The 10,660-nt window shown below is 71.0% G+C and carries 9 protein-coding genes; 4 read left to right on the forward strand and 5 right to left on the reverse strand.

Annotated features, from left to right (window positions below; all coding sequences use genetic code 11):
* Window positions 1-930, reverse strand: coding sequence for an NAD-dependent epimerase/dehydratase family protein (locus tag ACWD3E_RS37205; RefSeq protein WP_451391931.1), 930 nt, complete (start codon window positions 928-930; stop codon window positions 1-3).
* Between the two features lie 39 nt (window positions 931-969).
* Here ACWD3E_RS37205 and ACWD3E_RS37210 point away from each other — a divergent pair, with 39 nt between their 5' ends.
* The 4 genes from ACWD3E_RS37210 (at window position 970) to ACWD3E_RS37225 (ending at window position 4,733) form a co-directional block, all read left to right on the forward strand.
* Window positions 970-1,500 carry an Lrp/AsnC family transcriptional regulator gene (locus ACWD3E_RS37210; RefSeq protein ID WP_451391932.1) on the forward strand — a complete coding sequence of 177 codons (531 nt, stop codon included), beginning with the start codon at window positions 970-972 and terminating at the stop codon, window positions 1,498-1,500.
* A gap of 44 nt (window positions 1,501-1,544) precedes the next feature.
* The gene (locus tag ACWD3E_RS37215) at window positions 1,545-1,973 is read left to right on the forward strand and encodes a MerR family transcriptional regulator (RefSeq protein ID WP_451391933.1); all 429 of its coding nucleotides are present in this window, start codon (window positions 1,545-1,547) and stop codon (window positions 1,971-1,973) included.
* Window positions 1,974-1,987: 14 nt separating this feature from the next.
* On the forward strand, window positions 1,988-2,302 hold the full coding sequence (gene trxA / locus ACWD3E_RS37220) for a thioredoxin (protein WP_451391946.1): 315 nt from the start codon (window positions 1,988-1,990) through the stop codon (window positions 2,300-2,302).
* Between the two features lie 142 nt (window positions 2,303-2,444).
* On the forward strand, window positions 2,445-4,733 hold the full coding sequence (locus ACWD3E_RS37225; protein WP_451391934.1) for a HelD family protein: 2,289 nt from the start codon (window positions 2,445-2,447) through the stop codon (window positions 4,731-4,733).
* Here the strand turns inward: ACWD3E_RS37225 and glgB are convergent.
* The 4 genes from glgB to ACWD3E_RS37245 all read right to left on the reverse strand — a co-directional run.
* Entirely contained in the window at window positions 4,708-6,981 is a 2,274-nt protein-coding gene (gene glgB, locus ACWD3E_RS37230) for a 1,4-alpha-glucan branching enzyme (protein ID WP_451391935.1), read from the reverse strand. The two genes, ACWD3E_RS37225 and glgB, sit on opposite strands and share 26 nt — an antisense overlap.
* Window positions 6,978-8,429 carry a maltokinase N-terminal cap-like domain-containing protein gene (locus ACWD3E_RS37235; RefSeq protein ID WP_451391936.1) on the reverse strand — a complete coding sequence of 484 codons (1,452 nt, stop codon included), beginning with the start codon at window positions 8,427-8,429 and terminating at the stop codon, window positions 6,978-6,980. The genes glgB and ACWD3E_RS37235 overlap by 4 nt, the downstream gene beginning before the upstream one ends.
* 87 nt (window positions 8,430-8,516) lie before the next feature.
* Window positions 8,517-10,235 (reverse strand): maltose alpha-D-glucosyltransferase, encoded by a 1,719-nt coding sequence (gene treS / locus ACWD3E_RS37240; protein ID WP_451391937.1) that lies wholly within the window; start codon window positions 10,233-10,235, stop codon window positions 8,517-8,519.
* Window positions 10,232-10,660, reverse strand: a 429-nt coding sequence (locus tag ACWD3E_RS37245) for an alpha-glucosidase C-terminal domain-containing protein (RefSeq protein WP_451391938.1), incomplete at its 5' end; no start/stop codon positions are given. The genes treS and ACWD3E_RS37245, both read right to left, overlap by 4 nt.

The following is a 10,660-nucleotide window of genomic DNA, read 5'->3' on the forward strand; positions in this document are numbered from 1 at the left end:
TCAGTTGTCCCTTCCGAGCGTCTCGGCGATCGCCTTCGGCAGCCACAGTCGCGCGTGGTCGAAGCCGAAACCGAGGCCTGTGGCACGGGAGTTGTCCATGCCGTAGCGGTTGCGGAAGGCGAAGGGGGAGACCTCGGCCGCCTCGGTCGCCTCGAACACCACCTTTCCGTCCGGCAGTTGGTCCGCAATCTCCGCGCACAGCTCCCGGACCCCGAACGGCCCGTGCGAGGCGGCGTTCACCGGGCCCGTGAAGTCCTCGCCCACCGCCCAGAACAGGAAGTCGGCGATCTCCTCGACGTGGATGTACGTCGCCGAGCGGGGCAGCGGCGGTATGAGGATGGGGGCGCCGGTGCGGATGCGGCCGGCGTAGTGATCCAGGCGGCCGGTGAAGTCGTCGTCGCCGCCCAGGACATGGGCCAGGCGGACGGACACGAACGGCAGGTCCGGGCCGGCGGCCGTGAACACGGCCTCCGCCTGCCGCTTGCCCTCGCCGTAGTGCCTCTCCAGGAACTGCGGGTCGTCCCAGGGAAGTCCGAGATCGACCGCGACCGTACGCGGATCCACCGCGCTCTCGGACACCGGCACCTCGGAGTCCTCGTGCTCGTACACCTCCACGGTCGAGGTCATCAGGTAGCGGCCGGTGCGGCCCGCGAAGACCCGTCGGGCGATGTCGGCGTGGCGCGGGCTGTAGCAGACCTGGTCGACGACGACGTCGAAGGTGCGTGCGCCCAGCGCCTCGGCCAGAGCGGCCTCGTCGGCCCGGTCGGCCACCAGGTGGTCCGCGCCGGGCGGCGCGGGCACCGACCCCCGGTTCAGGACCGTGACCCGGTCTCCCGCCGCCAGCAGCCGCGCGATCAGCCGCTTGCCGAAGTAGCGGTTGCCGCCGATGACCAGGACCTCTCGAGCCCTTTTCGCCTTTTCCATGGTCATAATTCTCCGTTCACGGTACCGGGCTCTGAAGGGGGAGACATGGGAGATACGGCAACCGCGCCAAAAGAACCACGGCATCTGCGGGCCGTCACCGGCGGAACTTCGGTGGCCTTCGACGGGGTGGACCGGGACATCCTCCGGCTGCTCCAGACCGACGGGCGGATCAAGCTGAGCGAGCTGGGCCGGCGGGTCAGCCTGAGCCCGGCGGCCGTCGCCGAGCGCGTGCGCCGGCTGGAGGCGGCCGGGGTGGTCGAGGGGTACGGCGCCCAGGTCGCGGCTCATCGCCTCGGGTACGGCATCCTGGCCTTCATCCGCGTGAACCCGCACGGCGGTTACAACCTCAAGCATCCCAGGACCCTGGAGCTGATCGACCGCCCGGAGGTCATCGAGGTGCACCACGTGGTCGGCGAGGACTGCTGGATCCTCAAGGTCGCCGTCACCGACACCGTGCACCTGGAGCAGATCCTGGAGCAGACCTCGGCGCTGGGGCGGACGACGACCTCGATCGTGCTGTCCTCGCCGGTGCCCAGGAAGCCGCTCCTGCCTCCCGAAGGCCCCGGCTCGTCCTGAACCGGCTTGCCTTGACGCCGACGTCAACACCTACCGTCGTGGACATGCGAATCGGCGAGCTGGCCGCACGGGCCGGGACCACCACCCGCACGCTGCGCTACTACGAGGCGCGGGGGCTGCTGCCCGCCCGGCGCGACGACAAGGGACACCGCACGTACGACGAGAGCGATCTCCGGATGCTCCACCAGATCCGGACGCTGCAGGACTTCGGGTTCGACCTGGAGGAGACGCGGCCGTTCGTGGAGTGCCTGCGGGCCGGGCACCCGGAGGGCGACTCCTGCCCGGCGTCCCTCGTGGTCTACCGGCGCAAGCTGAACGAACTGGACGCACTCATCGGGCAGTTGACGGCGGTGCGGGAGCAGGTCGCGGGGCAGTTGCGGCGGGCCGAGGAGGCCCGGGACGGGCTGGCCGCCGAGGCGCTGGTTCCGGGGGGTCCGGAACCCGTGTGCGAACTGGGAGGGCTGACGCGGTGAGCAAGGTGCACGGACTGGCCGAGGTGACGGACGCGGACTTCGAGGCGGAGGTGATCGGCGCGGATCTGCCGGTGCTGGTGCAGTTCACGGCCGACTGGTGCGGGCCGTGCCGGCAACTCGCGCCGGTGCTGAAGGACATAGCCTTCGAGGAGGGTGACCGGCTGAAGATCGTCCAGCTGGACGTGGACCGCAATCCGCAGACGACGGTCGCCTACGGCGTGCTGTCGACGCCGACCCTGATGGTCTTCCGGGACGGTGAGCCGGTGCGGTCGATGGTGGGCGCACGGCCCAAGCGGCGGCTGATGGAGGAGCTGGCCGACGTGCTGTAGACGCACAGCAGGGGTGCCGTAAAGGAACCCGGCCACGAAAAAATCCCCTGAGCAATTGCGCTCGGGGGATTTCCCTGCGTATATTCGGTGGTTCGCGACTTCAATTCGAAACAGTCGCGGAGAAGTTCACCGAGCACAGTATATGCGGGCGGGAGCGGCATTGTCAAACACCGAATTTCCAGGCGATGAATTGAGGCACGAGCAGGAATTCATCGACGGACTGTATGCGCGCGTCGACGTGCTGCGCGGCGAGGCCGAGGGCTCCGTCGCGGACGCGCTCGCCCAGGGCGACAAGCCCATGCAGGCCCGGCTGGAGCGGGACATCCTGGTCGCCGAGCGCTCGGGGCTGCTCGCCGCGCTGAACGCCGTCGACGGCTCGCTCTGTTTCGGCCGGATCGATCTGGCCGACGGTGCCGTCCACCACATCGGCCGGATCGGGCTGCGCGAGGACGACACCGAGCACACCCCGGTCCTCATCGACTGGCGGGCCGACGTCGCCCGCCCGTTCTACCTGGCCACCGGCCACACCCCGATGGGCCTGCGCCGCCGCCGGCACATCACCACCCACGACCGGACCGTCACCTCCCTGCACGACGAGATCCTCGACCTCGGCGACACCACCCGCACCGGCCACGAGGACCCCACCGGGGACGCCGTGCTGCTGGCCGCGCTCAACTCGGCGCGCACCGGCCGGATGAGCGACATCGTGCAGACCATCCAGGCCGAGCAGGACGAGATCATCCGCGCGCCCCACCGCGGGGTGCTGGTGGTCGAGGGCGGCCCCGGCACCGGAAAGACGGCTGTCGCCCTGCACCGGGCGGCCTACCTGCTCTACGAACACCGGGAGCTGCTGGCCCGCCGGGCCGTGCTCATCGTCGGCCCGAACCCGGCCTTCCTCGGCTACATCGGCGAGGTGCTGCCCTCCCTCGGCGAGACCGGCGTCCTGCTCGCCACGGTCGGCGAACTCTTCCCCGGCGTGAAGGCCACGGCCACCGACACCGAGCGGGCCGCCGCCGTGAAGGGCCGCGCCGCGATGGCCGACGTGCTCGCCGCCGTCGTACGCGACCGGCAGGCGCTGCCCGACCCCGTCATCGCCATCGAGCACGACCGCGAGGTGCTGATGCTGGACGACGGTCTCGTGAACGTCGCCCGCGAACGCACCCGTGCCGCCAAGCTGCCGCACAACGCGGCCCGCGAGTACTTCGAGGGCCACATCCTCAACACGCTCACCGAGCTGTACTCCGAACGCGTGGGCACCGACCCGTACGACGGCAGCAGCCTGCTGGACGCCTCCGACTTCACCCAGATCCGCGACGAACTCGCCGACAACCCCGAAGTCTGGTCCGCCGTCGACCAGCTGTGGCCCCGGATCACCCCGCAGCGGCTGGTCGCCGACTTCCTCGCCGAGCCGGACGGCTACCTCCCGCAGGAGGACGCCGACGCGATCCGCCGCCCGGTGACCCGGGCCTGGACCGTCGCGGACGTCCCGCTGCTGGACGAGGCGGCCGAACTCCTCGGCGAGGACGACCGGGTGGCCCGGGCGCGCGCCGAGCGGGAGCGCGAGACGCAGGTCGCCTACGCGCAGGGCGTGCTCGACGTGTCGTACGCGTCCCGGACGTACGAGTTCGAGGACAAGGAAGACGATGACCCGGACGCTTCCGAGGTCCTGTCCGCGCACGACATCATCGACGCCGAGCGGTTCGCCGAGCGGCACGAGGAGGCGGACCACCGCAGCGCCGCCGAGCGGGCCGCGGCCGACCGGACCTGGGCGTTCGGCCACATCATCGTGGACGAGGCGCAGGAGCTGTCGCCTATGGCCTGGCGGCTGCTGATGCGGCGCACCCCGACCCGCTCGATGACCCTGGTCGGCGACCCGGCCCAGACGGCGGAGGCGGCGGGCGTCGGCTCGTGGGCCGAGATCCTTCAGCCGTACGTCGAGGACCGCTGGGAGCACACCCGGCTCGGCGTCAACTACCGCACCCCGTCCGAGATCATGGAGCTGGCCGCCGCCGTGGTCCGCGCCGAGAACCCGGAGTTCCGGCCGCCGAGCTCGGTCCGCTCGACCGGGGTACGGCCCTGGGTGCGCGATGCCGCCGGCGACCTGCCCGGCGCGGTCGCCAAGGCGGTCGCCGAACTCACCCCCGCCGAGGGCCGGCTGGCGGTGATCGCCCCGCGCGCGCTGCACGGGGCGCTGGCCGCACGGCTGGACGGTGTGAGGGCCGGCGCGGAACCCGACCTGACCCACACGGTCGTCCTCCTCGACCCCCGGCAGGCCAAGGGCCTGGAGTTCGACTCGGTCCTGGTGGTCGAGCCGGGCGCCTACGGCACGAGCGACCTGTACGTGGCCCTGACCCGGGCCACGCAGCGACTGGGCGTGCTGCACACCGGCGCGCTCCCCGACGGGCTCAGGCAGGCCGCAGCCACACCGTAGCCAGCGGCGGCAGGGTCAGCCGGATGCTCGCAGGGCGGCCGTGCGCGCCCTGCGGGTCCGGTTTGACCGGGTCGGGATGGGTGACGTCGCTGCCGCCGTAGCGGGCCGCGTCGGTGTTCAGGATCTCCCGCCAGGCCGGGATGTCGTCGGGGACGCCGAGGCGGTAGTCGGCGCGGACCACGGGGGAGAGGTGGGTGACGGCGAGCAGCGGGGTGCCGACGGCGTCCAGGCGCAGGAACGCCAGGACGTTGTCGTCCGCCGCGTCCCCCGCGATCCACTGGAAGCCCGCCGGGTCGGTGTCGCGCTGCCACAGGGCCGGGGTGACGCCGTAGACGGTGTTCAGGTCGCGGACCAGGTCGCGCACGCCCCGGTGGTCGGCCGCCGCGCCGTACGCCGGGTCGAGCAGCCACCAGTCGGGGCCGTGCGCCTCCGACCACTCGGCGCCCTGCGCGAACTCCTGCCCCATGAAGAGGAGTTGCTTGCCCGGGTGGGCCCACATGAAGCCCAGGTAGGCCCGGTGGTCGGCGCGCTGCTGCCACCAGTCGCCCGGCATCTTCGACACCAGCGCACGCTTGCCGTGCACGACCTCGTCGTGGGATATGGGCAGGACGTAGTTCTCGCTGTAGGCGTACACCATCGAGAAGGTCAACTCGTTGTGGTGGTACGCGCGGTGCACCGGGTCATGGCTCATGTACTTCAGCGAGTCGTGCATCCAGCCCATGTTCCACTTCAGCCCGAACCCGAGCCCGCCGAAACCGCTCGGGCCCCGGTGGTGGGTGGGCCGGGTGACCCCGTCCCAGGCCGTCGACTCCTCGGCGACGGTCACCACCCCCGGGCAGCGCCGGTAGACCGTGGCGTTCATCTCCTGGAGGAAGGCCACCGCGTCCAGGTTCTCCCGGCCGCCGAACCGGTTCGGGGTCCACTGGCCCGGCTCGCGCGAGTAGTCGAGGTAGAGCATCGAGGCGACCGCGTCCACCCGCAGGCCGTCGATGTGGAACTCCTCGCACCAGTACACGGCGTTCGCCACCAGGAAGTTGCGCACCTCCCGGCGGCCGAAGTCGAACTCCAGCGTGCCCCAGTCGGGGTGCGCGGCCCGCAGCGGGTCGTGGTGCTCGTACAGCGGACGCCCGTCGAACTCGGCCAGCGCCCAGTCGTCGCGCGGGAAGTGGGCCGGAACCCAGTCCATCAGCACACCGATCCCGGCCTGGTGCAGCCGGTCCACCAGGTACTTGAAGTCGTCGGGGGTGCCGAGGCGGGCCGTGGGGGCGTAGAAGCCGGTGACCTGGTAGCCCCACGAGCCGCCGAAGGGATGCTCGGCCACCGGCATCAGCTCCACGTGCGTGAAACCCAGGTCGACGACGTACTCCGTGAGCTGATCGGCCAGTTGGCGGTACGTCAGCCCTGGCCGCCAGGACGGCAGATGCACCTCGTACACCGAGAACGGCGCCTCGTGCACAGGCGTGTCGCCCCGCTGGGCCAGCCACTCGGCGTCGCCCCACTCGTGGTGCGAGGCGTGCACGATCGAGGCGGTGGCGGGCGGGGCCTCGGTGCGGCGGGCCAGCGGGTCGGCGCGCAGGGTGCGCGAGCCGTCCGGGCGGGTGAGCTCGAACTTGTACAGCTCGCCCTCGCCGACGCCCGGCACGAACAGCTCCCACACCCCGGACGAGCCGAGCGAGCGCATCGGGAAGCCGGTGGCGTCCCAGAAGTTGAAGCTGCCCGCCACCCGTACGCCCCGCGCGTTCGGCGCCCACACCGAGAACCGGGTGCCGGTCACGCCCTGGTGCGTCATGACGTGCGCCCCGAGCACCCGCCACAGCTGCTCGTGCCGGCCCTCGCCGATCAGGTGCAGGTCCAGCTCGCCGAGCGTGGGAAGGAAGCGGTACGGGTCCTCGGTCTCGTGGACCGTGTCGCCCTGGTCGTCGTATCCGACCAGGAGGCGGTACGCGGGGACCTCGGTGAGCGGGAGCAGACCGGAGTAGAACCCGTCGCCGTCGTCGTGCAACGCGACCGGCGCCTCGCCGCAGAGCACGGTGACCGACCGGGCGTGCGGACGGAAGGCGCGGACGGCGACGCCGCCGGGGACCGGGTGGGCGCCCAGGACCGCGTGCGGGTCGTGATGGGTGCCGTACAGCAGCCGCTCCCGGTCGTCGCGGTCCATGGCTGCGGACACGCGAGGCGCGGGCCGCTGCCCGGCCTTCCGCGCAGCCGTCTTCTTCGGGGTGGCCGACTTCCTGGACTTGGACGTCACGAGCGAGTCTCCCGGGCGAGGTTCGGGTCGGACGTGGCGAGGCGGTGGACCGCCGCGAGCGGTACGGGGAGCCAGTCGGGGCGGTGCCGGGCCTCGTAGACGACCTCGTAGACCGCCTTGTCGGTCTCGTAGGCCCGCAGCAGTACGGGATCGGCGCGTGGGTCGCGGCCGGTGATCTCGGCGTATCCGGCGCAGTAGGCGGCCCGGCAGGCGCGCGCCCAGTCCGGCGCGGGCGGGGCGCCCGAGTGGGCCGCGTAGTCGAAGGAGCGCAGCATCCCGGCGATGTCCCGCAGCGGCGGCTGCGGTATACGCCGCTCGGCCAGCGGCCGGGCCGGCTCGCCCTCGAAGTCGATCAGCGACCAGTCCCCGGACGGCGAGCGCAGACACTGCCCGAGATGCAGATCCCCGTGGACGCGCTGCGCGGTCCAGGTGGCGCCCTGGGCGGCGAGATCGGCCAGCGCCGTGTAGGCCGAGCGCAGCCCGGTCGCGTACGGCCGCAGCGCCGGCACCGCCTGCGTGGCCGCACTCAGCCGCTCGGTCATGCCGTCCACCAGCTGCCCCAGCTGGGCGTGGCCCAGGGTGACCGTCGGCAGGGCGCGGGCGAGCGCGGAGTGCACCTCGGCGGTGGCCCGGCCCAGTGCCCGTGCCTCGGCGGTGAAGCCCTCGGCCCCGCCCTCGCCTTTGGCCCGCTCGCGCAGCGCCAGCTCCCAGCCGTCGGCCGCGCCGCGCAGATACGGCTGGAGCACGGCCAGGACGTACGACTCCGCGCCCCCGTCGGCCCCCGCCTCGGCGCCCACGTCGGCGTGCAGCCAGGCCGTCGGCGCGGGTACCCGGGCGCAGCCCTCGCGGGCCAGGGCCAGCGGGAGCTCCAGGTCGGGATTGACCCCGGGCACGACCCGGCGCAACAGCTTGAGGATGAACGTATCTCCGTAGACGACCGACGAGTTGGACTGTTCGCCGGTGTTCAGCCGGGCCACCAGGCCGCTGCGGATCTCCTGGCGCCGGTCCCGCTCGAACCGCAGCGCACCGACGCGGGCTCGGCTGCGCAGGGCCTCCAGGAGCAGCTCGGCGGGCCGGGGGTCGTACAGGGCCTCGTAGACCGTGCGTCCGGCGAGCGGCCCGGCGGTGACGTGTCCGATCAGCGCGGGGGCCAGCCGGGGCGGCAGTGCCTCGCGCTCGCCGATCAGCAGCTGGTAGCAGTCGCCGGGGTGCGGCGGGCCGCCGATCGCGGACGGCTGGTGGACGCGCAGCAGCAGGTGGTACAGGCTCAACCGGCCGCTGGACGGCAGCAGTTGGGTGACGGACACCGGAGTGAATCCGGTGACCGGGCGTCCCTTGCCGGCGAACCACCGCTGTCTCGGCAGCCACTCGCGCAACAGGGGATCGAGCGAAGCGAGGAGGTGACCGCTGGAAGTGGTGGTGCCGTTAGGGCCGACCGTTTCCGCCATGGGCGTCACGTCCTTTCCCCGGATTGTCGGGGTGTTACTGATGCGTGCCCCGGGTGGGACGGCGGAAACCGCCCCACCGGGCCTGGGCTACACGGCGTCCCGGCGCAGCCGGAACCAGTAGAAGCCGTGCCCCGCCAGGGTCAGCAGGTACGGCAGCTCGCCGACCGCCGGGAACCGCACCCCGCCGAACAGCTCGACCGGGTGCCGCCCGGTGAACCGGCGCAGGTCCAGCTCCGTGGGCTGGGCGAACCGGGAGAAGTTGTGCACGCAGAGCACCACATCGTCCTCTCCTTCCTCTGACGAGGGGGCCTCCCGCAGGAAGGCGATCACCGCCGGGTTGGAGGACTGCAACTCGGTATAGGACCCCAGTCCGAAGGCAGGATTCTGCTTACGGATCTCGATCATGCGGCGGGTCCAGTGGAGCAGGCTGGACGGGGACGACATGGAGGCCTCGACATTGGTGACCTGGTAGCCGTAGACCGGGTCCATGATCGTGGGCAGGAAGAGGCGTCCGGGGTCGCTGGAGGAGAAGCCGGCGTTGCGGTCGGGGGTCCACTGCATGGGGGTGCGGACGGCGTCGCGGTCGCCGAGCCAGATGTTGTCGCCCATGCCGATCTCGTCGCCGTAGTAGAGGATCGGTGAGCCCGGCAGGGACAGCAGCAGAGCCGTGAAGAGTTCGATCTGGTTGCGGTCGTTGTCCAGCAGGGGCGCGAGACGGCGGCGGATGCCGATGTTGGCGCGCATACGCGGGTCTTTCGCGTATTCGGCCCACATGTAGTCGCGTTCCTCGTCGGTGACCATTTCCAGGGTCAGCTCGTCGTGGTTGCGCAGGAAGATGCCCCACTGGCAACCCGAGGGAATGGCGGGGGTCTTGGCGAGGATTTCCGAGACGGGGTAGCGGGACTCGCGTCGGACGGCCATGAAGATGCGGGGCATGACCGGGAAGTGGAAGGCCATGTGGCATTCGTCGCCACCGCCCTGGAAGTCACCGAAGTAGTCGACCACGTCCTCCGGCCACTGGTTCGCCTCCGCCAGCAGCACGGTGTCGGGGTACTGGGCGTCGATCTCGCGCCGCACCCGCTTCAGGAACTCGTGGGTGGCGGGCAGATTCTCGCAGTTGGTGCCCTCCCGCTGGTACAGGTACGGCACCGCGTCGAGGCGGAATCCGTCGATGCCCAGGTCCAGCCAGAACCGCAGCGCGGAGAGGATCTCCTCCTGCACGGCAGGGTTCTCGTAGTTGAGGTCCGGCTGGTGCGAGAAGAAGCGGTGCCAGAAGTACTGCTTGCGGACCGGGTCGTACGTCCAGTTGGAGGCCTCGGTGTCGACGAAGATGATCCGCGCGTCCTGGTACTGCTTGTCGTCGTCGGCCCAGACGTAGTAGTTGCCGTAGGGGCCGTCGGGGTTCTTGCGGGACTCCTGGAACCACGGGTGCTGGTCGCTGGTGTGGTTCATGACGAAGTCGATGATGACGCGCATGCCGCGCTGGTGGGCGGCGTCCACGAAGTCCACGAAGTCGGCCAGGTCACCGAACTCGGGGAGGACGGCGGTGTAGTCGGAGACGTCGTAACCGCCGTCCCGCAGCGGGGACTTGAAGAAGGGCGGCAGCCACAGGCAGTCGACGCCGAGCCATTGCAGATAGTCCAGTTTGGCGGTCAGGCCCTTGAGGTCGCCGATGCCGTCGCCGTTGCTGTCCTGGAAGGAACGGACGAGGACCTCATAGAAGACGGCGCGTTTGAACCAGTCGGGGTCCCGGTCCTTGGCGGGGGTGTCCTCGAAGGTGTCCGGAACCGGCTCGTTGACAGTCATATGGCGGGTGACCCTCCGATCTGCGGGGTGGACGGTCGCAGGACGAAGACGTGCGCGGGCCTGTGGCCCGGTTCGAGGCGCACATAGTTGGCCCTGCCCCAGTGATAGGTCTCGCCGGTGAGCAGATCGCGCACCGGCACCGACTCGTGCCATTCCAGGCCGAGTTGCGGCATGTCCAACGACACCGTGGCCTCCTGGGTGTGGTGTGCGTCGAGATTGGCGACCACCAGAACCGTGTTCGAACCGCTGCGTTTCGAATAGGCGAGCACCGCTTCCTTGTCCGTGTGGTGGAAGTGGAGTTCGCGCAACTGGCGCAGGGCGGGGTTCTGCCGGCGGATGTCGTTGAGGCGGGTGATGAGGGGCGCGAGGGTGCGGCCCTCGCGGGCGGCGGCGGCCCAGTCGCGGGGTTTGAGCTGGTACTTCTC

This window comes from Streptomyces sp. NPDC002676 (assembly GCF_053592455.1).

What these genes read in the sequence shown, in the direction of transcription:
- ACWD3E_RS37210 (WP_451391932.1), top strand. Translation starts at nt 970, where the DNA reads ATGGGAGATACGGCAACCGCGCCAAAAGAACCACGGCATCTGCGGGCC.
- ACWD3E_RS37225 (WP_451391934.1), top strand. Translation starts at nt 2,445, where the DNA reads ATGCGGGCGGGAGCGGCATTGTCAAACACCGAATTTCCAGGCGATGAA.
- ACWD3E_RS37205 (WP_451391931.1), bottom strand. Translation starts at nt 930, where the DNA reads ATGACCATGGAAAAGGCGAAAAGGGCTCGAGAGGTCCTGGTCATCGGC.
- ACWD3E_RS37235 (WP_451391936.1), bottom strand. Translation starts at nt 8,429, where the DNA reads ATGGCGGAAACGGTCGGCCCTAACGGCACCACCACTTCCAGCGGTCAC.
- ACWD3E_RS37215 (WP_451391933.1), top strand. Translation starts at nt 1,545, where the DNA reads ATGCGAATCGGCGAGCTGGCCGCACGGGCCGGGACCACCACCCGCACG.
- treS (WP_451391937.1), bottom strand. Translation starts at nt 10,235, where the DNA reads ATGACTGTCAACGAGCCGGTTCCGGACACCTTCGAGGACACCCCCGCC.